This is a genomic window from Solibacillus daqui, assembly GCF_028747805.1.
In the GTDB taxonomy this organism is placed as follows: domain Bacteria; phylum Bacillota; class Bacilli; order Bacillales_A; family Planococcaceae; genus Solibacillus; species Solibacillus daqui.
Genome location: NZ_CP114887.1, coordinates 3,444,509 through 3,469,635 on the forward strand (window position 1 = coordinate 3,444,509; position 25,127 = coordinate 3,469,635).

Consider the following 25,127-nt stretch of genomic DNA (forward strand, 5'->3'; position numbering starts at 1 on the left):
ACAAATACTGGTTTTAATTAGACTTGTTATCTATTCAGTTCAGTTATAATAAAAAAGAAGCCACCCATTTTTTTGCGGATAGCCTCCATTTACCATTATTTTAATGTTAACTTAAGGTCACCATGAGAGAGTAAAACTTCTAGTTGATTATCTCCTTCATATAACTCAGCAATTTTGCCATTATATTCTTCACCATTTACTGAAATGTCACCAAAGCTAGTATTCAGTTTATATCCGAAATTTTCCTTGTTGTTTACTAACTTAAGATCTACATCTCCAAAACTAGAAGTGACTTTCGTATTCCCGTTTAATTTACCATCGACTTCAATATCACCATGCTCGCTTTCTACGATTAAACTAGCACTAGTAAATTGTTGTAATGTAATATCCCCAAAGGCGTTTATGATTTCTGTATGTCCCGCTTTAATGTTGTTGAATGAAATATCTCCATGGCGCACATCCAGATTGAGCTGTTCATAATTTAATTGCTGTAAATTTACATCCCCGAAGCTAGATTTTAATGTAATATTTGAGAACAAGGCATCCTTTGGTACATAGATTTTAATTGAAGGCGTTTTAAATGGGCCAACACCAATAGTCATTGCATTGTTTTTTTGGCTGTTAGACTCAACTGTTAATGTATCGCCTTTTACACTATACATCACATCTGTCATTTTATAGGTACTTAATTCTAAAGAATAGCTATCTGACTGTATTATTTCGATATCAGCATGTTTATTTGTAACAATAATATTTTCAAATGCCTCGAGTTCGTATGATTGGGAGATTAAAGATTGTTCGTTTGGTACGTGAAAGCCCGAACTGTCTACTAAAATGAACCATCTTCCGCCAGAGGCAAAACCAATAATGGTAAATACAATGCCGATTGCAATCATACTACCCGCAATCAGTTTAAGACGATTAATCATTGAAGGTCACCCTTTCGTTTTCGTGTAATTTTTCGAAATAATTTAGCTAAATTTTCTACACAAACAACACCTATTTTTTTAATAAGACGTGCTGTTGCAGGGGTAAGCAATATGCCAATGCCCGTAGTAACAAGTCCGAAACCTGTAAATAATAGTGCAGTCGGCCAATGTTCTGTAATAATGAAAAAACCTGAAATTAATGCGACAACGCCACCAAATAAAATACTACCAACGATGGCTATGACCGATATAACAAAGCTGAAAACAATCGCACCCACAGAAATGATGAGTGCCACTGCCACCGCGAGTAGCGGTAAAGAAAGTGGAGCTGATAGTATTGCAAGGATGATGAGCCAAATTGCCGACATATTCTTTTTTGTAGAAGGTGGCGTAGTATCCAAATCTTTTATCGCAAAGTTGGCTAAAATTTGCGCAGCCACTTGCGAGGGAGGGCCTAACTTATCTATAACATCTTGTTCATTTTCTTGTCCTGCTTCATCAAAATATTCTTCATAATAAATAAGTGCGGCATCAATTTCATATGTTGGGAGTCTGTGTAATTTGCTCCTTAGTTTTTTTAAATATCCCGCTTTATCCATCTAATTTCCCTCCTATTAATACACTGTCTACTTTCTGTTTATAAATTTTCCATTCCGTTTGAAGTTCTAATAAGCGCAAGCGTCCTAGTTCTGTAATCTTGTAGTAGCGTCTGTTTCTTCCTTGAAATGGCTGATCGTACGTAATTAAAAAGTCAGCCTTTTGCAAGCGTCGCAATACAGGATAAAGCGTCGATTCCGAAATATCCATGACCGATTGGATCTCCTGTGTCAGAGAATATCCGTAAGCATCTTCCTTTTCTAAAATTGCAAGCACGCACGCATCCAGTAAAGAAGACCCCAGTTGAAACGTCACCGCATTCACCTCACAATCCTATTCCTATAAAAGGTTTTATATTATACGCTGTATAGTATAAGGATATTATATAGTGTATAGTATTGTATTGCAAATAAATTCCAATATATATTTTTATGTAACGAATTTTGGTACATTGAATAGGGAATCAACTGCAGGTTTCTGTACGACAAATTAAAATCGTGGAAATGGCCTTCCAATAAACAAATTATTAATGGATGATGTTTTTTAACACAATCAAAGGGATGTTAATGAATGAACGTTTTACAAAATGTTTGGAGACGATTAAGCAGTATGTAACAGAGGAAGAAACGTCGCATACGGTGGAGCATGATGCTTTAGTACCCTACATAGGCTTTTCACGAGTATAAAATGCGCTAAAAATTGCACAACAGGTGTTTCAAGAAAAGCAGCTAACAGTGCCACAATAATGATTTTGAGTATTTAATGATACTGCTCCAACTGCATGTGCTCCACTAAATTCTTATTTAAAATTGACGAATAGATTCTTATATGCAGTTCATACTTATTTAGGTAACACTTATTAATCTAATTTGATGAGGAGGATGCATCATGAGTAATTCGAATCCAATGGACCAAGAATCTCAGGACAATCCGCCCCAACTGAATAACAAGTAAGCTTCATATATAATAAAAGCATGGTGAAACAGAGATTACTCTGACTAGTTATTGCTTGATTTATGAAGCTGAAGCTAATCAGTTTTGTCAATTGTAGGCAATAAGTGTACTCAGACCCAGAATAATTCTGGGTCTATTTTTTTGTAAAGGAAGAATAAATGGAATTATTAAGAAACGTATAACAATCGCTGAAAAATCCATATTAATAATGATTTCACTTAAGAAATCTATTTTGATGAGGAGGATGCGACATGAGTAGGCCTGAAGAGTTAGACCCAAAATCTCGAAAAATCCGCCGTAACTGGACAAGGATTAAGCACGCGAAATCTCAAGTAAATGGTGAAACAGAAATTACTCTGCATAACCGTATTTTGAGAAGCGAAGCGAAAGCCCGACAGTTTTAGTCAGCTAGAGGCAGTAAGTGTAATCAAGCCCAGAATTTTTTCTGGGCTTTCTTTTTGCATACGCTAATTTATAATGACTTCAAATGCAGTTGAGTGCATTACACAACTCTACATAATGAAAAGCCATTTCGCGCCAAATGATTCTTCTCTTCTAATGTAGATTTAATTGGGAAATTACCTTTAACAATCCACGAACAAAAAGTGTACAGAAAGTTATTAGCTTTCCGTACACTCTTCCATTTAGAAGTTATTGTTCCGTTTTGCAAATTGCGTGTTGCGTTGCTCTTGCTTTTGTTTTTGGCGTTGTTGCTCTACTTTCCCGAAGCTTTCTTCACGCCCAAATTCTTCACGTTTTGCGGGCTCATTGTTTTTTGCTGGATTATTTACGTTTGATTGACGATTGCGATTATTTTCATTACGCTTCATATGTTTGTCACCTCCACGCCCATTATTGTGGACGGATGGTACATAAATTATGCATAGAGCTACTTTATTTTACCCCAAATTTTTAACATTGGGACTGGCATAGGTAATTGCTCAATTTGCTCTTTTGTAAAAAATTTCATATTTTTTGGTAATTGTTCTGGGGCTTTCAAGCAGTCGACTAAATAGCTGTCAATCAGCCACTTTAAATGAGAAAAAACATGCTTAAAGCTGTCAATTGGTACGGCAAGTTTATCGTCTAACACAAGATTATATTGTTGCTGTGCTTGCGCAAATGAGTTTGCATCTTTTACACGTTCAATCATGACAAATTGCCACATATTAGCGAGTAACCCTGTCTCCGCGCGTTTTTCCATTAGAAAACGCCCTGCCGAGTCTCGAATGACCAGTACATCAAAATCGATATTTTTCGTTTTTACTTTTTTAGATTTCACTGGTAGCGTTGTTGGGTCTCCCTCTTGAAACGCTGTGCAGTAATCACGAACTGGACATAACAAGCATTTCGGTGAAGTTGGTGTACAAATGAGCGCTCCAAGTTCCATTAATCCTTGGTTGAATGCCGATGTATTTTCAGGGTCTATTAATTCCATCACCGCATCTTCAAAAATCTTTTTTGTTTTCGGAAGTGCTATATCGGCATCTATGTTTAGCACCCTACTTAACACACGCATCACATTGCCATCGACCGCATGTTCTGGTTTGCCAAAAGCAATACTTAAAATCGCCCCCGCTGTATACGGACCCACTCCTTTTAATTTCGAAATATCATGGCGATTGTCTGGCACTTTACTTCCATATGTTTCAACAACTTCCCTTACACCCGCTTGTAAATTACGTACACGTGAATAATAGCCAAGACCTTCCCACATTTTTAATAGCTCTTCTTCAGCTGCATATGCTAAACTTTCAGAAGTTGGATATTTATCAATAAAGCGATTGTAATAGGGAATTACTGTATCCACCCGCGTTTGCTGTAACATCACCTCTGACACCCAAATTTTATAGGGATTCTTAGTATGACGCCATGGCAAATCACGATGCTCTTTTTTAAACCATTCGACTAATGCCTGCCGAAATTCTGACGTATATTGATAGTTCACATTATCCTCCAAAAATTCGATTTTATTTCACGTAAAAAGGGTATATTATAATGATAAATACTATTGTTAATTAATTCCGTCTATAAACGTTTTTGTCTATGAGAGGATGATTCATTTTGGATTCAGGTACACATTTTGTTATGGGTATTGCTCTTGGTGGTCTTGCGCTTGCTGACCCTGTTGTAGCTAGCCATCCAATGACGTTTGCTGCAGTTATGGCAGGTACAATCATCGGGCAACAGGCACCTGATATTGATACGGTTTTAAAATTGCGCAATAACGCTATTTATATTCGCCATCATCGTGGCATCACGCATTCCATTCCTGCTGTTCTTATATGGCCACTGCTTATTACAGGCGTTTTAGCGCTAGTATTACCTTCCTCAGACATTTTCCATGTTTGGCTTTGGACACAACTTGCTGTGTTTCTACATGTATTTGTCGATATTTTTAATGCTTATGGTACACAGGCTTTACGCCCGTTCTCTAAAAAATGGGTAGCTCTTGCCGTCATCAATACATTCGATCCGTTTATTTTTGGGATTCACTGCCTAGGCATTCTATTATGGATATTTGGTGCAGACCCTGTCGTTACATTTAGTATCATGTACTTTATTATCGTGCTTTACTATATTTTACGCTTTTCTTTACAAAAAGCGGTTAAATCGGCTGTCCACCGTGAAATTAAAGACGAAGAATTTGTTATTGTCGCTCCGACAATGAAATTTTTCCAATGGAAAGTCGCCGCAAAATCAAAAACACATTTCTATGTAGGACGTTCATATCGTCGTACAGTAAATATTTACGATAAATTTAAAATCGAGCCAATTCCTAAAACGGCACTTGTAACAGCTGCATTAAAAGATCCCAATATCGATGCTTTTTTATCATTTTCTCCTATTCATCGTTGGGAAATCGCAGAGATTGAAAATGGATTGTCGGAATTACGATTAATCGATTTGCGTTATCGTAGTAATGACCACTATCCTTTTGTGGCAGTTGCACACTTAGATCAAGATTTAAATATCGTCAACTCATATACTGGCTGGATTTTCAGTGAAGAAAAGTTAATGAAAAAGCTACAAATTGGCGCCGGCAACGAATAGAAATGAGGGTGTGTTAAAAGCCATGAGCTTTTAACACACCCTCTTTTTTCGTGGATAGTTATACATAAGTTCATTAATTACATCCACATAAAAAAAGACACCAACTCGCACTATTTTCATGCTATTTGAGTTTTTCTACTATTATTTAATTTAACGTGTCATCACTGTCATTTAGTAAATCAGCATATTTCGGATTTTTTGCGGCAAATAAATGTAATTTGTCGCCGTAGCTCTCTATTAATTGGCTTACTAATTTCGCTGTATATTCCATTCCACGATAGTCAACACCCGCTTTGGCAGAAGTGGATTCGAAATCACTGCATAATAATTCTACCCACGTACGTGCACGACTTGTTGGTAATTCGGGATTTTTCTCCAATAATTGCTCAGTTAACTTTTGATAGTACGCTTCCATCTTACTTCCCCTCTTTCATCGGACGTAAAAGTGAAACTGGTAATGCTTCTTCAAAACGGTCTGAACCTAAACGGTGCCCCCATGCAAAGCGGCCTTTTAAACGATCTACTTGGAAAAACTCACCTGGTGCACCCGTAAGACGATACATTTCTCCTGGAACAATCGTAGAGAGATCCACTAAATACGCTTCCGCCATTAATGCTTTACGCTCATAAACCGCGTATTCATTGACGATTCCTAACTGCTCAGCTTTACGCGCTTGCTCACGTAAGTTCGCAATTTCTTGACGTAATTCTGCTTCTGACATTTGATTATATGTTAATTCATTCATTTTCTTGCTCCTTTTGTTCGATAAATGCTGTAATGATTTCTGACGGGAAACCTTTTTGATATAATGCCTGCTTCACCTTTTGATGCAGTTCAAAGCCTTCGAATTTATTTGCATATTTGCGCCAAATTTTTTCACCTTGATTTTCAATTAATGTGCTCCATTCGTCTTCTTTCCGCTCTAATGTTAATCGCTCTAACACATCGTTTACTATGCCGTATGAATAGCCTTTACGCAACAGAACATCTTGAATTTTTTGCTTTACTTGAGTGGGTGTTTTATTGTCGTTAGAACGAATCGCCTTTTCTGCTAGTTCCATCGCAAGCTGTAGCTGTTCATCGTGACCATAAGAATTCAATACTTCTTGCTGCAAATCTTTGGCAATCCCTTTTTTCATTAGATCTTGGCGAATCGCAGCTGGTCCTTTTTTGGCCGTACGCTTCCTCGTTTCGAGTAATGCCTTCGAATAGCTTTCATCATTCAAAAAGCCGAGGCGATTTAATTTGTGAATCGCTTCTTGTATTACTGCTTCCCCATGTCCTAATTGCAATAGCTTTTGCTTTACTTCATGCTCACTACGCATTTGGAAACTTAAAAAGCCTATTGCCTTATTAAATGCTTTTGCGATTTCATCTTCATATTGTATTTCATCAATTTCGAATTGCTCAAGTACTTTGCCTTTTTGCAGACCAAATTTAATCAGTGTACCTTCATCGACTGCAAATGCATACTCTTCATTCAAATATATATTGTAACGGTCTTGATTACGCTTTTGGCGACTAATTTTCGTAATAGCTCGCAAAATGTACACCTCGCTTTACTACACATACCTTTTCTTTTAGTATACATCTTTTTACTTTGAGTTTCATTGCACAGTATACTGAATATAAGACATTTAGAGGAGGGATACTATGAAAATTGCAATTGCTGGTGGTACGGGAATGGTTGGTCGAAAATTAACAGAGCTACTTCAAGCCAAAGGACATGAAATTCTAATTTTAACGCGTGGAAATTCTCGAATGGAAAATAATATACGCTATGTACAGTGGCTAACACATAATGCAAAGCCCGAATTACAGCTTGAACATTTAGATGCCTTTATTAATTTGGCTGGAGTGTCATTAAATGAAGGTCGATGGACAGAGCAGCAAAAGCAAAAAATTTATAATAGCCGCATGGATTCAACTACTGAAGCATTGCGTATTATGCAAGCTGTTGTACATAAACCTTCTGTTTACATCAATGCAAGTGCAGTCGGCATTTATCCAGTATCAGAAAATGCTGTTTATACAGAACACTCCTCTGAAAAAGCTGGCGATTTTTTAGGTACAGTTGTGGATCATTGGGAACAAAAAGCTACTCTGGCCGAAAAATTAGGAATCCGTACGTGCTTAACGCGTTTTGGGGTTATTTTAGCAAAAGGTGAAGGTGCATTACCGATGATGGTGTTTCCTTATCAGTTAGGTATTGGTGGAACGATTGGTTCTGGTAGGCAGTGGCTTAGCTGGATTCATATTGATGATGTGGTACGTGCCTTGTTATTCGTTATCGAACATGACAAATTACGTGGGCCAATTAATTTTACGACACCAAATGTTAAACGCATGAAAGCTTTTGGACAAGCAATTAGTAAAGCATTGCATCGCCCACATTGGTTTCCTGTTCCAAGCATTGCACTTAAATTAGCGCTTGGCGAAAAAAGTATCCTCGTATTAAAAGGTCAGCATGTTTTACCTGAAAAATTACTAAATGCAAATTTCACATTTAACTACGCTTCTGTAGAAGATGCGATCCGTGATTTGTATCAGTGAATAAAATTACCGTTTCCACGCAACCTACCTGTAACAAATCTGCCAAAGGAGGTTGCTTTTTTTCGTGAAAAAACATGTTATTGGAATGGCGTTCGTACTCGTCGTCACCCTAATTTCCTATATGACCGTTGCAAAGGCCGAGGAATTCCATTGGGGCTTTAAGCCAAGTCGTAATGCAGAGCCAGTTGAAATTGGCGAACCGTTAGAAAGTTTACTCGATAATTACGGGGCCGTTTACAAAGGGGATGCATCCAAAAAGGTTATTTACTTAACGTTTGATAACGGCTATGAAAACGGCTTTACCGAAAGTATTTTAGACACATTAAAAGCCGAGAAAGCACCAGCGACCTTTTTCTTAACGGGTCATTATTTAACGAGTGCGACCGATTTAGTAAAAAGAATGATTGCGGACGGTCACACAATTGGGAATCACTCAGATGGTCACCCAAATATGGCCAAATTATCAGCTCAGGAAATGAAAGAAGAATGGTTTGGCTTTGATGAAAAGCTCTATGAGTTAACTGGTGTTGATCGTACCTATTATGCCCGACCACCCGAAGGAATATTTAATGAACAAGTATTAAAAGTCGGCAATGAGGTCGGTTATCGTCATATTTTTTGGTCAATTGCCTTTAAAGATTGGCTAAAAGATGAGCGTCGCGGCTATGAATATGCGTATAATGCCCTAATGAATCAGCTACACCCAGGGGCGATTATTTTAATGCATACGGTTGCGCAAGATAATGCCGAAGCGCTGCCAAAATTTATAAAAGAGGCAAAGGCGCAAGGGTATACGTTTGGCTCGCTTGATGATTTAGTGCTCGAATATGAGCAAGTGATGCCATACTAGAACCAAGTGACGTTCCTTTTCTTTCAAGTCGTTGTCCGCTATAATGAAATGATGAAGAAAAACGATTCAACTCGCGCTAACCTTTAGTGCGAGTTGAAGTATTTAAAGGACGTGTAAACTTGAGTGAAGTAAAAATGGAAGTCGGGCAAAAGTTCCCGTTAACGATAAAACGCCTTGGCATTAATGGTGAAGGTGTTGGATTTTATAAACGTAACGTCGTATTCGTAAAAGGTGCGATTCCTGGAGAAGAAGTAACAGTCAAATTAACAAAAGTATCACCTAAATTCGCAGAGGCTGAAATTTTAAACATTCGTAAAGCTAGTGAATTTCGTCAAGAAGCACCATGCTCAGTGTATGCAGATTGCGGTGGCTGTCAATTACAGCATATGACATATGAAGCACAGCTTGCCAATAAACGCGATATCGTCGTACAAGCATTTGAAAAGTACGCAAAAGAAATCGCAGAAACAACGGAAATTCGTCCAACACTTGGTATGGAAAATCCTTGGAACTACCGTAACAAATCACAATTCCAAGTACGAAAAGAAGGCAAACGTGTTTATGCTGGTCTGTTTTCAGAGGGCTCACATCAGCTACTAAACATCAATGATTGCTTAGTTCAGCATCCGTTAACGTCAAAAATTACGGTCGCTGTACGTAAAATTTTACAAAAGTTAAATATTACAATTTATGATGGCAAAACTTTAAACGGATTAGTACGTACAATTGTTGTTCGTACTGGCTTGAAGTCTGGCGAAACACAAGTATGTTTAGTCACTACACGTAACGAATTACCGCATAAAGAAGAATTAATCGAGCGCATTAAAAAGATTGATCCATCGATCGTTTCAATTACACAAAATATCAATCGCGAAAAAACATCATTAATTTTCGGTGAGGAAACAATTGTATTAGATGGGCATGAAGCGATACTTGAAAAACTAGGTGAGTATGCATTTGAATTATCAACACGTGCGTTCTTCCAGCTTAACCCGGGGCAAACAGTTCACTTGTATGATGAAATCAAAAAAGCTGCCGCGCTTACTGGGAAAGAAAATGTTGTCGATGCCTATTGTGGCGTTGGGACAATTGGTATGTGGCTTGCTGATGGTGCTCGTGAAGTGCGCGGCATGGATAATGTCGACGAAGCCATTGCTGATGCAAAAATGAATGCCCGAAATAATGCAAACTTACAACACGTACGCTTTTTCCCGGGTTCAGCTGACAAATGGTTATTCCGCTGGGCACGTGAAGGTTACCGACCAGACGTTATTTCAGTCGACCCTCCACGCACAGGTTTAGAGCCGGGCTTTATTAAAACCGTATTAAAAATTAAACCAAAGCGCGTTGTTTATACATCTTGCAACCCTTCTACATTGGCACGTGATTTAAAAGAGCTTTCAAAAGCCTATCATGTAGAATATATCCAGCCAGTGGATATGTTCCCACAAACAGCTCAAGTTGAATGTGTTGTGAAATTGACGTTAAAGAAATAAATTTAAATTTTCTCATTAAGCATTCCCTTCAATCTGAGCATTTTTCTGCTCTTTTGAAGCGAATGCTTTTATTTTTATTTATTTTAGAAAGTCGATAAAACTATTTTTTTAATTATTGATAGGATTTTAATGGTGGAGCCGTATTAATATTTAGGTACCTAAGTAACTCATAAAGGAGGGCTAAATTGAAGATATCAGATGAAAACGTTGTACGACAAATACAGCTTAAAAACGAAGAAGCACTTGATTATCTCGTGATAACTTATGGTGGCTTACTCAACGGAATTATTCGGAAGTATCTTATTAGTCATAATCAAGACATTGAGGAATGTTTTGCAGATGTGCTAGTTTCTATATGGTTTAACATCAATTCATTTGATCCATCTAAAAATGAGTTTAAACAATGGATAGCTGCAATCGCAAAATACCGCGCAATTGATTATTTCCGAAAGCTCAACCATGTAAAGAAACATATTAGTACTACTGAAATAAATGACCGTCTTCTAAATGAACCTATTAGTATTCACAACTCAGATTTAGCCATTTTGCTAAACGAATTGAACGATACTGAAAAAGCAATATTTAACAAATATTATGTAGAAGGAATCCCTACCGAAGAAATCGCAAATGAATTACAAGTAAAACCTTCATGGATACACAATAAATTATCTAGAGGAAGAAAAAAATTAAAAAACATTTTATTAAAAGGTGAGGTGTAAGGAAGATGTCTATTTTTAATGATTTGAATGATGTTAAATTAGATATAGAGGAGTACGAACAAATTCCCCTTTCAGCTGTTGAACAAAAGCGAATTATTCAGCGTACACAAAAAAGGCTAAAGTCAAAAAAAGCCTTATTCTTTAAAAGAAAAAAACATTTTGTTTCAGCTATTGCTAGTATTTGTGCCATTTCATTCATTACTTTAAATATTGCATTTCCAACCTTTGCAGAAAAACTACCTACTTTCACAAATATTTTTGAGTTTTTCACTGATAATGAACGCAATATTTTTGAAGATTACAGCGAGCATACAACCTATATCGGACAAACTCAAGAAAGTAACGGCATTAGTATTACAGTTACAGATGCAGTTTATGATAAAGAAAATATTACAATTGCCTATACTATTAAGAGTGAGCAGGATTTAGGCGAACGTCCTGTATTATTAGAAGATATCATTGTTGACGAATTTGTGGATCAATATAAGCATTCTGGTTATTCCAAAAATTATCTTGTAAAAAAAATTGATGAACATGAATATGCCGTACTATACGTTTATGAATTAATTACAGGTTCAAAGCCTGAAACAATTAACATTTCCTGGCAAGGCGATAATGTAACGAATTTAAATAATGGAAACCAATTAGTATCAGGACATTGGAATTTCGAATTTTCCTTACAAGCACTTGAAAATAGCGTTACGAGTTTTAAATCTCCTAAGATAAAGTCGTCCGATACAGGTGTTGAAATAACGCTAGTTAAAATAACACAATCACCAATTTCAACAACGATTAAACTCGCCGAAAAAGTTGATGAACGCATCGTCTCTCAAGAACAAGAGGAGCTAAGAACCGTATCAATAGAATATTTAGTATCAGATGATTTGGGAAATGAATATAACATTATTCATTATCGTAATACAGGGCATAGTACAGATTTCAACATAAATCATATTAGCACTCCACGAATTACAATGAATATACCGAATAACAATGCATCTTATATTACTATTACACCTATAGTAACTGCTTATAAGGTAGTAAATAGTGATGGTCTTCTTGAGCAGGTAATCGAACCATATAAAATTGAACCAATTCACGTACCTCTAAATAAATAATGTTTATTTTAAGCTGTCTATAAGTATTGATACAATATTGCTTAGCAGACAGCTTTTTATATGGGACGTTCAGAGTTGAAGAAATTATAAATCCAGCCCAATTTACCCTATATACTTCATTATTGCAAAATGATTTAATATGCCTAAAACGCCTTGTATTTCAAGCAATCCATAATCAAATCTATAAATTATTCACACAAAACTTAACAGTATCTCCATAAAATGCATCAGGAAATTTCGTTATACTAGAGCTAGTACTACTAGTGTAGTAACTATTTTAAATGGAGTGATTATCATGAAAGCAGCACGTTGGTATAAAGCAAAAGATATTCGCGTTGAACAAATTGAAGAACCTCAAGTAACAGCAGGTCGCGTAAAAATTCAAGTTGCATGGACAGGAATTTGCGGTAGTGACCTTCATGAATATATAGCAGGTCCAATTTTCGTTCCAGTTGACGCACCACATGCCGTAAGTAAAGAAGTTGCACCAGTTGTAATGGGTCATGAATTTTCTGGTACAGTCGTTGAAATTGGCGAAGGTGTAACAAGTGTCAGTGTCGGCGATCAAGTTGTCGTAGAACCGATTTTAGCATGTGGTAAATGTCCTGCATGTTTAAAAGGGAAATATAATATTTGTAAACATTTAGGCTTCCATGGATTATCAGGTGGTGGCGGTGGTTTCTCTGAATTCACAGTTGTTGATGAACGTTGGGTACACAAAATGCCTGAAGGATTATCATTAGAGCAAGGTGCTTTAGTTGAACCTGCAGCAGTAGCTCTACACTCCGTTCGTATGAGTAAATTAAAAGCTGGTGACAAAGCCGTTGTTTTCGGTGTAGGTCCAATCGGTTTATTAGTGATTGAAGCATTAAAAGTAGCAGGTGCTGCTGAAATTTATGCCGTGGAATTATCGAAAGAGCGCGGTGCAAAAGCATTAGAACTAGGCGCAACTGCAGTAATAAATCCTGCAGAAGAAGCGGATGTAGTGGCAAAAATTCATGAATTAACAAATGGTGGTGCAGATGTTGCCTATGAAGTAACAGGCGTTCCAGTTGTCTTAAAACAAGCAATCGATTCTACTTCGTTTGAGGGAGAAACAATTATTGTTTCAATATGGGAAAAAGAAGCATCCATTCAACCAAACAATATTGTATTATCAGAGCGTAGCGTAAAAGGAATTATTGCATATCGTGATATTTTCCCTGCAGTTATGCACTTAATGACGCAAGGCTACTTCCCTGCGGATAAATTAGTTACAAAACGCATCACACTTAATGAAGTTGTTACAGAAGGCTTTGAAACATTAGTAAACGACAAAGATCAAATTAAAATTTTAGTTGCTTCGAAATAATTTTCTAGTTTTTCATTACTTCATCACTTTTGTTTAAAGTGGAACATTATTGGGAATGTAGATAATTATGAAATATGAAATATGAAATTGGAGGTTTTCTAATGGGAAGAATGATTCATTTTGAAATTCATGTTGATGATATGGAAAGAGCAAAGAATTTCTATAAAAACGTATTTGATTGGCAATTCGAAGATTATAGTGAATATGCTGGTATGCCTTATTTTGGTGCTATTACTGGTGATGATCAATATCCTGGAATTAACGGTGCACTTATGCAACGTCAATCACCTTCACCTGCTCCCGGTCAAAGTGTAAACTCTGCGGTATGCACGATGGGGATTGCCAATTATGATGAAACAGAAGCTAAAATTTTAGAAAATGGTGGACAAGTTGCGGTAAAAAAATACGCCTTACCCGGTATGGCTTGGCAAGGCTATTACTTAGATACCGAAGGCAATATTTTGGGCATCCACCAACCTGACCAAGAAGCAAAATAATCAATTAAGCGCAGAACCATTCAATTTGATTCTGCGCTTTTTTTATCAGTTTATTTTTAATTGCTTTTTTAGTTCTTCACTTGCTTTTGGCAATTCCATTCCCTCTTTCCATATCAACTGTGCGTTTTCAGGAGAGCCATAATAGAGTGCCTTAATTTTCCCGTCGCGGTCTATCTGTCGACTAGGCAAATTAAAATCCTGATAACCTTCACCTACGACAAAATGAGGTAACGAGCTTTTGCCGATAATTGTTCGTAATGGAATCATATAAAAGTTTCCATCCTCATGAAGCTCATATTTCACACGATAAATATCGATATCATCAAGATAGTCAACATGAAATGCAATGCGACCATCTGCGAGCTGTGCAATCTCTGTAATTACTATATTATCTTGTTTAACTGGCTTAATATCCCACTCGTATAATCCGAAATAGCCTCCATATAAAAGTAACGCCACAAGTGCAGTAATTCCAACCCCTTTTAAAAAGGCCTTTTTCCGAAAACCCTTCCACGAATCAGCCAAAGACATCATCATTTTTTTATCCTGTGCATTTTGCTTTGTTTCCGATTGCTGCACCGGAACGATTGTCGATAGATTTTTCAATTCTATTTGGCACTCTTTACAACTTTGAAGATGCGCCTCCACTAGCTTTTTCGTATCCTGACTGCACACTTCATCATAGTAAAGTGGCAATACATCTTGGACAATATCACATGTAATTTTAGTCATCACTGTTCCTCCTTAGCCATTTGCTGTATTTTCTTTTTTGCTCGATAGAATGTAACCCTTGCCCAGCTTTCCGTTTTTTCAAAGAGCTGGCTAATTTGTAAAAATGAAAGCTCTCCAAATACTCGAAGCGAAAACACCTCTTTATAAGGTTCATCTAATTGATGGACTAATTGATGAAGGTAGAAGGCTTGTTCTTTTTTTAATATCTGTTGTTCGATTTTTAAATCATCTTCTCGGTCCGCTTGTTCTTTTACATAACGCTTTTGCTTTTCTGCATGTGTAAAATAAGTATTTTTTGCAATTTGGCAGAGCCATACCTTCATTTGGCAATTCCCTTTATATTGATCAATATTTTGTAGAGCCTTAAAAAAGGTTTGTTGTGTAATTTCCTCTGCAAGTGTCTCATTGCGACACAATGCGAGCATAAAATGGTAGACGTCTTGAAAATAAAGACGATAGATTTGTTCAAAATTCATCTCCCCCTTCCCTCCTTCCTACATAAGACTAGCGAAATTTAAATTCGTTACAAAAATTATTAATTATTGTTCAACTTTGCCTTATTTTTTTATTTTCATGTAAAATAGAACTTGCTAGGAGGTATAAATATGAAAAACTTTCTTTTTGTAGCAATCACTTTTGCTATTTCTTTTTTCGGCATTTCATGGCTTGGTGGTGTCATTTTTCCAAGCAACGATGAAACTTCTGCAAGCTCTTTACAAGCAGCTGTTACATTTGGCGGAGTTAATTACTTAAATGTCTTTATGTACATAATTTTAGCGTGTATTCTAACTACAATTGTCTTTTTTACAGTAAAAAGCAGACGTTCTCATTAAGAACGCCTGCTTCTTTGCTTAAATGACTACTTTGCTTGTTTTCCCAAATTTCATGACTACAAGGGCGACTAGGAACAAAATCGTAGCTACTAATAGTAAAAAACCTTCATTCGGGAATAACTCTAAATATAAACCTCCTAAAAACGGTCCACTTAAGCTACCTAAACTAAAGAAAATTCCACACAGTAAATTTCCTGTAGGTAAAAGCTCTTTCGGTGTTAAATCAGCCATATAGGTAATGCCTAACGAGAACATAGAACCGACGCTCATCCCTCCTACAAAAAAACTAACTGCGACAAGCATTTGCGAATATTCAACAAAGTTACCAACCAAGAATATACCTGCCCCTAGTAACAATCCTGAAATAATGACTTTACGACGCCCCACTTTATCGCCAAGCGCTCCAAGTGGAAACTGCATTAAAATGGCTCCAACAGAAAAACCAGCAAGCATAATCGAAACAAATGCTAAATCAAATTCTTTACGTAAAGCATAGACCGGGAACAGTGCATTTAATGACGATTCTAAAAAACCATAGACAAATGGCGGTAAAAATGCGACCCAACCATATTTTATTGCTAATTTATATCGTGTAAATCCTGTTTGATTAGCATCTCCAGTTAACGCTTCTGGCTTTTCGTTTTTCACGAAGAACACGAGTGACCATGCTACTAAGCATAAAATAGATGATATGATAAACGGCAACGTCTCTGATATTTCAACAAGTGGCACAAATAATGGACCAACCGCAAAACCTAACCCAAAGGAAATACCGTAAATCGACATGCTTCTTCCTAGTTTATGTGTAGGTGTAGATGACGTAATCCACGTTTGCGTTGAAAAATGAAGTGCATGATCCCCAATGCCAATAAGCATACGTAACGCAAACCAAAACAGCACACTTTTCCACAACGGAAATAAAAATAATGAAACAAATACGAGTGCCCCACCTAAAATAATGATTGGCTTATATCCATATTTACGCAGCGGTTGCTCGATAAATGGTGAAATTAATAATGTACCTATGTATAAACCCGTTGCATTTAGACCATTTATTATTGAAGAAACCCCGTCCCCTTCAAAAATAACGGAAATTAGTGGCAACAGCATCCCTTGTGAAAATCCTGAAATGGATACAATAATGACCAAAATGATAAATCTACGTCGTTCGTAACTCATGTTTCAATCTCCTTTTTCATACGTAACACATCGTATCATAGCTTTCAATCATTTGGGAGAAATTTTACAAACTCAAAAACCCTAGCTAACTTTATCTCTAAAAGTTAACTAGGGTTTTAAATTTCACTTAATTCCATTTGTACTTTACGTAAACAATCTTTGTCGGCAGATTCGCCGAAAAACGTTTAAACGTCCTCCTTTTCTGTGAGTTTGCTAATATATAATTTTTCCAACCATCTCCCTCTTATTTAAGTATGCTTTTACAATATCACAACAAACTAATTATATCAATATTCAAAATACACAGAATTTTAAAATAATTAACAAGTACTATACAATTGGCTATATTTATAAAGTTACTTAATAAAATCCAACTATCTTTGCTATAAGTTGTCCATTAACTTTTATGAAAGAACGTAGTATACTTAACGTAAGCAAACACAAAGGAGAATCTCTCATATGAATCCAATTACAAACAAAGAGCAGCAAGTAACGTATTTAAAAGAACGTTTAGAAATCTTCCTTGAGGTGTTAGATGCTATCGATCCGGAAACAACAGAATTAGAAGATATCGATCGCTTAATTCAAATGATGGACGATTTAGAACAAAAGATGGAACAATTTCAATCACGCGAAGACTAATTTCGAAAAGCAATGCTCTAAATAGGCATTGCTTTTTTCATTGTTTTATTTCATTTTTCTAGCTAAATAACTGATTTTCATAATTTTCATTTACATCGGATGTAAGCGCTCTTTTTTTTCTAGATTAAAAAGGTTATAATGTAAGATGGATTTTAAAACAATACTATTTTTCTGGGGGGAAAAATAAGATGGCATACTTAGAAACTTTAGAAAAAAGTCTTTATTCTTTAGTAACTGAAACATCTACTAACTTACCAAAAGACGTTCGTCGCGCGATTAAAGCTGCCAAAGAAGCTGAAAACGCTGGTACTCGTGCAGCAATGACATTAGACACGATTACAACAAATATCGTAATGGCTGAAGACAATGTATCTCCAATCTGTCAAGATACTGGTCTACCAACATTTAAAGTATATACTCCGGTTGGCGTAAACCAAATTGAAATTAAAAAAGCAATCCAAACTGCAATCGCTGCAGCAACTGGCGATGCAAAATTACGTCCAAACTCAGTTGACTCTTTAACTGGGAAAAACTCAGGTACAAACATTGGGGCTGGTCTTCCAGTTGTGAAGTTTGAACAATGGGAAAACGACTACATCACAGTGAAGTTAATCTTAAAAGGTGGCGGCTGTGAAAACAAAAATATTCAATACTCTTTACCTACAGAATTAGAAGGCTTAGGCCGCGCTGGTCGTGACTTAGACGGTATCCGTAAATGTATTTTACACTCTGTATGGCAAGCACAAGGTCAAGGCTGTTCAGCTGGTTTCATCGGTGTTGGTATCGGTGGTGACCGCTCTTCTGGTTACGATCTTGCAAAAGAGCAATTATTCCGTCACGTTGAAGACGTAAATCCAATCGAAGACTTAGCTAAATTAGAAGACTATATCGTAGAAACTTCTAACACATTTGGCGTTGGTACAATGGGCTTCGGTGGTGAAGCAACATTACTAGGCTGTAAAATTGGCGTAATGGACCGCTTACCAGCATCATTCTTCGTATCAGTAGCGTACAACTGTTGGGCTTACCGTCGTATGGCAATTGATATCGATCCAGCTACTGGAGAAATTACAAACTGGCACTACCAAGAAGGCGAAAAAATCACGTTCAAAGACGAAGAAAAATCAGAAGCTAATGCTAGCAACAAAGTTGTTGAATTAGTTGCTCCAATTTCTGAAGAGCAAATTCGTTCATTAAACGTTGGTGACGTTGTTAAAATCTCTGGTCGTATGTACACTGGCCGTGACGCAATTCACCACCACTTAATCGGTGAAGGCGTTGAAGCTCCAGTAGACTTAGACGGTCAAATCATCTACCACTGTGGTCCAGTAATGGCGAAAGATGAAGCTGACAACTGGGTTGTGAAAGCAGCCGGTCCTACAACTTCTATTCGTGAGGAGCCATACCAAGGCGACATCATGAAAAAATTCGGTATCCGAGCTGTTATGGGTAAAGGCGGCATGGGTCCAAAAACATTAAAAGCTCTTGGCGAACACGGCGGCGTTTACTTAAACGCAATCGGTGGTGCTGCACAGTACTACGCAGACTGCATCAAATCAGTTGATGGCGTTGACTTAATTGAATTCGGTATTCCTGAAGCAATGTGGCACTTATCAGTTCAAGACTTTACAGCAGTAGTAACAATGGACTCTCATGGGAACTCTTTACACGCTGATGTAGAAAAATCTTCATTAGACAAATTAGCAATGCACGGTGAGCGTGTATTCTAATTTAAATAGACAACAGACTCGCTTGCAATTTGCGGCGAGTCTGTTTTTGTATAATGACTTAACACTCCCCTGTCTGCTATACTGAAAAAAATAGTAGTAGACAGGGGGATGTATGTGTTCATATTAAAATTACTAAACCTATTATTTATTGGTACGCAAATTTACTTTAGTTCAAAATACAAGTGGAAACATAGCCTTGCTATTGCACTGTTATTTACGCTTTATGTAACCTTCATTTTCCCTCACGTAACATTTCAATATATTTACCTCTATTTATGCTTATTTTTATGGTTATTGTTTGTTGCTGCGTTTTTTCAACGCGACAAGCTCTATCAATCACCAAAAAGTCGCACAGAATGATTCTGTGCGACTTTTAATTTTCTATTATTGAACTAATGGCGCTTTATCAGCCGATTCATTATAAATCGTTGTATCTAACTCGTTTGTTGCACGGCTTGATACGATACCAGAAACCATTGAACCACTAACGTTAAGCGCTGTACGCCCCATATCGATTAATGGTTCAACCGAAATTAAAATACCTGCTAATGCGATTGGTAAATCCATTGCTGATAAGACGATTATTGCCGCAAATGTCGCACCACCACCAACACCTGCTACACCAAATGAGCTAATGGCAACGATTAATATTAATGTCGTGATAAAGCCCGGTGTTAACGGATCAATCCCAACTGTTGGTGCAATCATCACCGCTAACATTGCAGGATATACTCCAGCACAGCCGTTTTGTCCGATTGATAAACCGAATGAACCTGCAAAGTTTGCAATACCATCCGGAACACCAAACCGTTTTGTTTGCGTTTGAATGTTAAGCGGTAACGCACCTGCACTTGAACGAGAAGTGAAAGCAAATAATAATGTTTCTGCAGATTTTTTTACATACTGTAAAGGACTTAAACCCGTTAATGCGACAATAATTAAGTGAATAATGAACATTGTAATTAACGCTACATATGAAGCTAATACGAACTTCCCTAAGTCCATAATTGCACCTAAGTCACTTGTTGCAACTGTACGTGCCATAATGGCTGCTACCCCGTAAGGAGTTAAACGTAAAATAATTCGAACAACACCCATAATTAAACCGTATAGTGCGTCGATTCCTTTTTTCACGTTATCAGCCGTTTCTTGCTCTTTACGAACAAGTGTTAAATAACTAAATCCTAGGAACGCTGCGAAAATTACAACACCGATTGTTGATGTCGCACGCGCACCAGTTAAATCAGAGAATGGGTTTGCTGGGAACATTGATAAAATTTGATCTGGTAATGTTGTTACTTCCGCAGATTTTTCTACCATCGCTTCACCACGAGCTACTTCTGCATCCCCATGCATTATTTGGTTTGCATCTAAATCAAAGATCACTGTTGAAGCGATACCAATACTGGCTGCCACTGCTGTTGTACCGATTAATACAGATAAAATAATTGCTGCTGATTTACCAAAGTTTTTCCCAATTGTTACTTTCGTAAATGCCGCTAAAATCGAAATAAAAACTAAAGGCATTGAAATCATTTGTAGTAATTTCACATAACCAGAACCAACAATATTGTACCAAGGTATTGTTTCTGTTAGTGTCTCCGATTCAATTCCGTAAGCAAATTGTAAGCCTACACCAAGTAAAACCCCTAAACCTAAAGCGATAAATACACGATTTGAAAATTTAACATGCTTGGTTTTAAGGAAATATAAAAATGCAATGACAATGAGTAACACTGCAACATTAAGTAAAACGAATAAATTCAATTTCTATCCCTCCATTAAGTTTAAATGTACTTCTTATATTAATCTATAATTCCTATAAGTCAAGTATGAATTGTTTTTATTCTTTTTACTTTTTATTTACAAACCCAATTATTTAAATTATAATAATTCTAAATAAAAAATAATTATAAACTAAATGAAATCAATTATCAGTTGTTTTAACAATGATATTCATTATCAAGGAGGTACTTATGGAGAATTCTAATCGAGAAAACTTATCAATAAATGAGAAAATTAATGAACATAAAGAATTAATTGCTGCACTAGTTGCTGGGCTAATCATTTTACTCGCATGGCGAATGGAATCTACTGGTCAAACGACAGCTGCCATTATGGCTTATTTATCTGCCTTTGTCATTGGTGGTTACGCCAAAGCTAAAGAAGGTATTGAAGATACACTTGAAAATAAATCATTGAATGTCGAAATGTTGATGATTTTAGCTGCAATTGGTTCAGCGATTATCGGTTATTGGACAGAAGGAGCTATTTTAATTTTTATTTTTGCCCTTAGTGGTGCACTTGAAACCTATGCCATGAACAAAAGCCATAAAGAAATTTCTTCATTAATGGAATTACAACCTGAAGAGGCTTGGTTAATACGTGGTGGATTTGAACCAATTAAAGTGTCAGTAAAAGAATTAAAAGTAAATGACCATATTTTAGTTAAACCAGGTGAACGTATCCCAGCAGACGGGACGATTTTCAAAGGTATATCTACAGTCGATGAAGCAGCAATTACAGGTGAATCGATGCCCGTTTCAAAAAATATCGGTGATGATGCATTTGCCGGAACAGTAAATTTAAACGGAGTATTAACAATTACTGTAACAAAACCAAATTCAGAAACATTATTCCAAAAAATTATTACGCTTGTGCAATCAGCGCAAAGTGAAAAATCCCCTTCACAGCAATTTATCGAGCGCTTTGAAGGGCTATATGTTAAAGGCGTATTAATTACTGTAGCGTTAATGATGGTACTACCTCACTATTTACTAGATTGGGACTGGACGACAACATTTTACCGTGCCATGGTGTTATTAGTCGTAGCATCTCCATGTGCACTCGTTGCCTCAATTATGCCAGCAACATTATCCGCTATATCTAATGGGGCAAAAAACGGGATTTTAGTAAAAGGTGGCGTGCATTTAGAACATTTAAGTTTACTACGTGTTTTAGCAGTTGATAAAACTGGTACGCTTACACAAGGTACTCCCGCTGTAACGGATTTTATCGTACGTGAAGGGTTACATGAATTAGACACATTAGCATTGTTAGCAGGTATTGAAGCACAATCAAACCATCCACTAGCACGGGCCATTACACAATATGCCAAAAAACAACAGATCGTTATTCCACACAATATCGAAATTGAGGATATTCCTGGTTTTGGATTAAAGGCTGTTTTTGAAGGCAATGCGTATGCAATTGGTAAACCTGAATTTGTTGGGAAAGAGCTGGCGAATAGCTTTCACAACGGGGCATTGCAACAATTAGCTCAAGATGGGAAAACAGTTGTCTTTTTAAAAGATGAACAAGGTATTGCTGCACTAGTCGCACTAAAAGATGTAGTTCGTGAAGAAGCAAAAAAAGCCGTTGCAGCTTTAAAAGAACTTGGCATCGATGTCTTAATGCTAACAGGTGACAATGAAACAACTGCAAAAGCAATCGCAAAAGAAGCTACTGTCACAAGCTATGTAGCCGAATGCCTACCTGAAACAAAAGTAGAGCATATCAAAAAATATAAAGCAGATTTCGAACATGTTGGCATGGTTGGCGACGGAATTAACGACGCTCCTGCTCTAGCAACAGCATCAGTAGGTATTGCAATGGGTGGCGGTACAGATGTTGCCCTTGAAACAGCAGATCTAGTATTAATGAAAAATGACTTATCCAAAATTGCTTATGCGGTAAAGCTTTCACGTAAAATGCAGCGCATCGTTAAGCAAAATATTATCTTCTCACTAGCCGTCATTACCCTACTAATCATCTCAAATTTCTTCCAAGCAATTAGCTTACCATTTGGGGTTATCGGTCATGAAGGAAGTACAATTTTAGTTATTTTAAACGGATTACGCTTATTAAGTAAAAAAGTATAAAGATCAAAAAGAGTGAATTCGATTGAAATTTTCAACCGGATCCACTCTTTTAAAATACTGGAGACTTTACGTCTTCTTTATTCTTTTTGGCAAGTTGGCGTTTTTGAAACGTCGCATTTAGCAGGCCACCAAAAATTAACATCATCCCTGTAAAGTACAGCCACAACATTAAAATAATGACCCCGCCAATACTGCCATAGGTCGCGCTATAGTTACCAAAATTATTAATGTAAAACGAGAATCCGTAAGTGAATACGAGCCATCCTAATGTAGCAAAAAAGGCACCTGGAAATACACTCACAATTGTCAAACGAGGATCCGTATTTGGAACAATCCAATACATAGCCGTTAATAACAAAAAGATTAATGATGGCGGTGTAATCCATCGAATAAATGTCCAAATTGTTTCAAATGATTCCGCAACACCAAAATAACTGAAAATAAGTTTACCAATTTGCTGACCGAATACAGGTAAAATAAGCGCCATTAAAATAACTGCTACTAATGAGATCGTAAAAAATAACGACCAAATTCGATTCATAAAACCTGCTTTACCTTCTACATCATAAGCACGGTTCAATGCCTTCATGAGCGCATCTACACCTTTAGAAGCAGACCATACCGTACCAATAATCCCGATTGAAAGTAATCCACTATTTTGACTGCTTAGTACCTCTATTAATGTCCCCTCAATAAGGCTATACACCTCATCTGGCATAATATCACTTAAAAAATCAAAAACTTGTCCCCGCTCTAAATTTAAATATGGTAAAAGCGTTACCATAAAAATAAGCATTGGAAAAAATGATAATAAGAAAAAGTAAGCTAATTGTGCACCCATTCCCGACATATCACTGTTTTTTGTACGGTGTATTAAATCCTGAAAAAAGCCCTTTGTTGTTAATATATCGATTTGAGTTGGATCAGTTACTACGAAAGATTTAATGAGTGCCAACGTTTCATTTTGTTGTCTTTTGTTTGACATCTAGCCACCACCCTAATGGTTTTTAGCTTAGTTGATCGTCCTTTTTTGAGAACGCACTCATCGTCTCAGAAACCATACTTAGAATTGTTGTCGGCATTTGTTGAAAATCACTTTGTATTAGTGCTTGTACATTGCTATTTACTGCGCCATAAATCGATTGTACCTGTTCTGCTTTTGACTCAACTAATGCTTTAAGTTCTTCATGATTTTCAGCATAATAAGCAACAGTATCCTTTGCTTTTTTTGCTGTTTCTACAGTATGTTCTCGCGTTTGCCTATCTAACATGCTTATTGCTGCTCCAACAACTGCTCCAATCGCGATGAATGGTAACAATTTACTTTTCATTTAAAATCTCTCCTTTATACATGCTGCATACCCCTTACAAATTTCCTGTAAAACTAATTAATTTCATTTTAACGAATGTTACCCAATTTTTAAAGTATTCATGCTACTTTTACTTGATTCAGCGAGGTTTTAAACCTAGCTGAATAGGGGAACACAGGCTAAGAACGCCGCGTCGTGCGGCAACGCCTGAGTGACCAACATCGTGTTGGCCCAAGCCCCCGGCGGATGTCACAGATTTTTTAGATGAAACTTTAAAGAGGAAGTAGCCTAAAGACGTCACATCGTGTGACAACGGCTGACTGACCCACGTCCTGTTGCCCCGAGCTTGAAAAAATCTAGACGCAATTACGCCGAGGCGTAATTGAATAGGTTGACAAGTTGCTCCGTGCATGAAATGATTGTTTGGTATACTTTGAAAGGCAGGGCAACTAATTATGGACTTATCCAATCCAACACAAGAAAACGTCGCTTATATGATCGAACAAATTAAAGACAAGCTTCGTATGGCGAATGGCGATGCAATGCAATCAGAAGCATTCGACGAAAACAAATACGAAGATCTACAATATTTATATGAAATGGTGATGAAACGCGATTCCTTTAGCCCAAGCGAAATGAACGCAATTGTCGCTGAACTAGGTTCACTACGTAAATAATCATCGAAAAAGCTCGTCGAAAAA

General features: G+C 36.9%; 29 protein-coding genes. 15 read left to right on the forward strand and 14 right to left on the reverse strand.

The window, feature by feature from the left end:
• Nucleotides 1–95: 95 nt before the first annotated feature.
• From O7776_RS16950 to O7776_RS16960, 3 genes are read right to left on the reverse strand one after another with little or no spacing between them, the layout of a single operon-like run.
• Nucleotides 96–929, reverse strand: coding sequence for a DUF4097 family beta strand repeat-containing protein (locus O7776_RS16950; protein WP_274308112.1), 834 nt, complete (start codon nt 927–929; stop codon nt 96–98).
• On the reverse strand, nt 926–1,528 hold the full coding sequence (locus O7776_RS16955; RefSeq protein ID WP_274308113.1) for a DUF1700 domain-containing protein: 603 nt from the start codon (nt 1,526–1,528) through the stop codon (nt 926–928). Before O7776_RS16955 ends, O7776_RS16950 begins: the two co-directional genes overlap by 4 nt.
• Entirely contained in the window at nt 1,521–1,841 is a 321-nt protein-coding gene (locus O7776_RS16960) for a PadR family transcriptional regulator (RefSeq protein WP_274308114.1), read from the reverse strand. Before O7776_RS16960 ends, O7776_RS16955 begins: the two co-directional genes overlap by 8 nt.
• Nucleotides 1,842–2,731: 890 nt before the next feature.
• On the opposite strand from O7776_RS16960, the gene O7776_RS16965 reads away from it, so the two are divergent.
• The gene (locus O7776_RS16965) at nt 2,732–2,884 is read left to right on the forward strand and encodes a YpzG family protein (protein ID WP_241370421.1); all 153 of its coding nucleotides are present in this window, start codon (nt 2,732–2,734) and stop codon (nt 2,882–2,884) included.
• 240 nt (nt 2,885–3,124) lie between these two features.
• Here the strand turns inward: O7776_RS16965 and O7776_RS16970 are convergent, their stop codons facing one another.
• Both O7776_RS16970 and mutY read right to left on the reverse strand, forming a co-directional pair.
• Nucleotides 3,125–3,310, reverse strand: a complete 186-nt coding sequence (locus O7776_RS16970; RefSeq protein ID WP_274308115.1) for a hypothetical protein — start codon at nt 3,308–3,310, stop codon at nt 3,125–3,127.
• Between the two features lie 59 nt (nt 3,311–3,369).
• Entirely contained in the window at nt 3,370–4,428 is a 1,059-nt protein-coding gene (gene mutY / locus O7776_RS16975) for an A/G-specific adenine glycosylase (RefSeq protein WP_274308116.1), read from the reverse strand.
• 116 nt (nt 4,429–4,544) lie between these two features.
• Between mutY and O7776_RS16980 the strand changes: the two genes are divergently transcribed.
• On the forward strand, nt 4,545–5,534 hold the full coding sequence (locus O7776_RS16980; protein WP_274308117.1) for a metal-dependent hydrolase: 990 nt from the start codon (nt 4,545–4,547) through the stop codon (nt 5,532–5,534).
• 145 nt (nt 5,535–5,679) lie between these two features.
• Here the strand turns inward: O7776_RS16980 and O7776_RS16985 are convergent, their stop codons facing one another.
• Genes O7776_RS16985 through recX form a run of 3 tightly spaced genes read right to left on the reverse strand, consistent with a single transcriptional unit; the run spans nt 5,680 to nt 7,079 of the window.
• A complete protein-coding gene (locus tag O7776_RS16985) occupies nt 5,680–5,949 on the reverse strand; it encodes a YfhJ family protein (protein WP_274308118.1) in 270 nt (89 codons plus the stop codon).
• A 1-nt stretch (nt 5,950) separates the two neighbouring features.
• Complete coding sequence (locus O7776_RS16990) at nt 5,951–6,280, reverse strand: YfhH family protein (protein WP_274308119.1); 330 nt, start codon at nt 6,278–6,280, stop codon at nt 5,951–5,953.
• Nucleotides 6,273–7,079 (reverse strand): recombination regulator RecX, encoded by an 807-nt coding sequence (gene recX, locus O7776_RS16995; RefSeq protein WP_274308120.1) that lies wholly within the window; start codon nt 7,077–7,079, stop codon nt 6,273–6,275. Before recX ends, O7776_RS16990 begins: the two co-directional genes overlap by 8 nt.
• 109 nt (nt 7,080–7,188) lie before the next feature.
• Between recX and O7776_RS17000 the strand changes: the two genes are divergently transcribed.
• The 7 genes from O7776_RS17000 to O7776_RS17030 all read left to right on the forward strand — a co-directional run bounded on the left by O7776_RS17000 (nt 7,189) and on the right by O7776_RS17030 (nt 14,119).
• On the forward strand, nt 7,189–8,088 hold the full coding sequence (locus tag O7776_RS17000; RefSeq protein ID WP_274308121.1) for a TIGR01777 family oxidoreductase: 900 nt from the start codon (nt 7,189–7,191) through the stop codon (nt 8,086–8,088).
• Between the two features lie 85 nt (nt 8,089–8,173).
• On the forward strand, nt 8,174–8,938 hold the full coding sequence (locus O7776_RS17005) for a polysaccharide deacetylase family protein (protein ID WP_420802189.1): 765 nt from the start codon (nt 8,174–8,176) through the stop codon (nt 8,936–8,938).
• Nucleotides 8,939–9,072: 134 nt separating this feature from the next.
• On the forward strand, nt 9,073–10,434 hold the full coding sequence (gene rlmD, locus O7776_RS17010) for a 23S rRNA (uracil(1939)-C(5))-methyltransferase RlmD (protein ID WP_274310534.1): 1,362 nt from the start codon (nt 9,073–9,075) through the stop codon (nt 10,432–10,434).
• Between the two features lie 185 nt (nt 10,435–10,619).
• Nucleotides 10,620–11,153 (forward strand): sigma-70 family RNA polymerase sigma factor, encoded by a 534-nt coding sequence (locus O7776_RS17015; protein ID WP_274308123.1) that lies wholly within the window; start codon nt 10,620–10,622, stop codon nt 11,151–11,153.
• Between the two features lie 5 nt (nt 11,154–11,158).
• Nucleotides 11,159–12,271, forward strand: coding sequence for a DUF4179 domain-containing protein (locus tag O7776_RS17020; RefSeq protein ID WP_274308124.1), 1,113 nt, complete (start codon nt 11,159–11,161; stop codon nt 12,269–12,271).
• A 295-nt stretch (nt 12,272–12,566) separates the two neighbouring features.
• A complete protein-coding gene (locus tag O7776_RS17025) occupies nt 12,567–13,622 on the forward strand; it encodes a 2,3-butanediol dehydrogenase (RefSeq protein WP_274308125.1) in 1,056 nt (351 codons plus the stop codon).
• Nucleotides 13,623–13,723: 101 nt separating this feature from the next.
• Nucleotides 13,724–14,119, forward strand: coding sequence for a VOC family protein (locus O7776_RS17030; protein WP_274308126.1), 396 nt, complete (start codon nt 13,724–13,726; stop codon nt 14,117–14,119).
• A gap of 45 nt (nt 14,120–14,164) precedes the next feature.
• Here the strand turns inward: O7776_RS17030 and O7776_RS17035 are convergent, their stop codons facing one another.
• Nucleotides 14,165–14,851 carry a zf-HC2 domain-containing protein gene (locus O7776_RS17035; RefSeq protein WP_274308127.1) on the reverse strand — a complete coding sequence of 229 codons (687 nt, stop codon included), beginning with the start codon at nt 14,849–14,851 and terminating at the stop codon, nt 14,165–14,167.
• Nucleotides 14,851–15,327 carry an RNA polymerase sigma factor gene (locus O7776_RS17040; protein ID WP_274308128.1) on the reverse strand — a complete coding sequence of 159 codons (477 nt, stop codon included), beginning with the start codon at nt 15,325–15,327 and terminating at the stop codon, nt 14,851–14,853. Before O7776_RS17040 ends, O7776_RS17035 begins: the two co-directional genes overlap by 1 nt.
• Nucleotides 15,328–15,456: 129 nt before the next feature.
• Between O7776_RS17040 and O7776_RS17045 the strand changes: the two genes are divergently transcribed.
• A complete protein-coding gene (locus O7776_RS17045; RefSeq protein WP_274308129.1) occupies nt 15,457–15,684 on the forward strand; it encodes a carboxypeptidase in 228 nt (75 codons plus the stop codon).
• A gap of 18 nt (nt 15,685–15,702) precedes the next feature.
• Here O7776_RS17045 and O7776_RS17050 read toward each other — a convergent pair whose 3' ends face one another.
• Entirely contained in the window at nt 15,703–16,863 is a 1,161-nt protein-coding gene (locus O7776_RS17050; protein ID WP_274308130.1) for an MFS transporter, read from the reverse strand.
• Between the two features lie 459 nt (nt 16,864–17,322).
• Here O7776_RS17050 and O7776_RS17055 point away from each other — a divergent pair, with 459 nt between their 5' ends.
• From O7776_RS17055 to O7776_RS17065, 3 genes are all read left to right on the forward strand, one after another.
• Nucleotides 17,323–17,505, forward strand: coding sequence for an SE1561 family protein (locus tag O7776_RS17055; RefSeq protein ID WP_241370404.1), 183 nt, complete (start codon nt 17,323–17,325; stop codon nt 17,503–17,505).
• Nucleotides 17,506–17,693: 188 nt separating this feature from the next.
• Complete coding sequence (locus O7776_RS17060) at nt 17,694–19,235, forward strand: fumarate hydratase (RefSeq protein ID WP_274308131.1); 1,542 nt, start codon at nt 17,694–17,696, stop codon at nt 19,233–19,235.
• A gap of 114 nt (nt 19,236–19,349) precedes the next feature.
• Complete coding sequence (locus tag O7776_RS17065) at nt 19,350–19,595, forward strand: hypothetical protein (protein WP_274308132.1); 246 nt, start codon at nt 19,350–19,352, stop codon at nt 19,593–19,595.
• Between the two features lie 24 nt (nt 19,596–19,619).
• Here O7776_RS17065 and O7776_RS17070 read toward each other — a convergent pair whose 3' ends face one another.
• The gene (locus O7776_RS17070) at nt 19,620–21,002 is read right to left on the reverse strand and encodes an L-cystine transporter (protein ID WP_274308133.1); all 1,383 of its coding nucleotides are present in this window, start codon (nt 21,000–21,002) and stop codon (nt 19,620–19,622) included.
• Nucleotides 21,003–21,211: 209 nt separating this feature from the next.
• On the opposite strand from O7776_RS17070, the gene O7776_RS17075 reads away from it, so the two are divergent.
• Nucleotides 21,212–23,116 carry a heavy metal translocating P-type ATPase gene (locus O7776_RS17075; protein ID WP_274308134.1) on the forward strand — a complete coding sequence of 635 codons (1,905 nt, stop codon included), beginning with the start codon at nt 21,212–21,214 and terminating at the stop codon, nt 23,114–23,116.
• A gap of 49 nt (nt 23,117–23,165) precedes the next feature.
• Here O7776_RS17075 and O7776_RS17080 read toward each other — a convergent pair whose 3' ends face one another.
• Together O7776_RS17080 and O7776_RS17085 are read right to left on the reverse strand one after the other, a co-directional pair.
• A complete protein-coding gene (locus O7776_RS17080; protein WP_274308135.1) occupies nt 23,166–24,101 on the reverse strand; it encodes a YihY/virulence factor BrkB family protein in 936 nt (311 codons plus the stop codon).
• A 22-nt stretch (nt 24,102–24,123) separates the two neighbouring features.
• Nucleotides 24,124–24,447 (reverse strand): YtxH domain-containing protein, encoded by a 324-nt coding sequence (locus O7776_RS17085; RefSeq protein ID WP_274308136.1) that lies wholly within the window; start codon nt 24,445–24,447, stop codon nt 24,124–24,126.
• Between the two features lie 434 nt (nt 24,448–24,881).
• Between O7776_RS17085 and O7776_RS17090 the strand changes: the two genes are divergently transcribed.
• Nucleotides 24,882–25,103, forward strand: coding sequence for a DUF1128 domain-containing protein (locus O7776_RS17090; protein ID WP_241370397.1), 222 nt, complete (start codon nt 24,882–24,884; stop codon nt 25,101–25,103).
• The last annotated feature ends 24 nt before the right edge of the window (nt 25,104–25,127 follow it).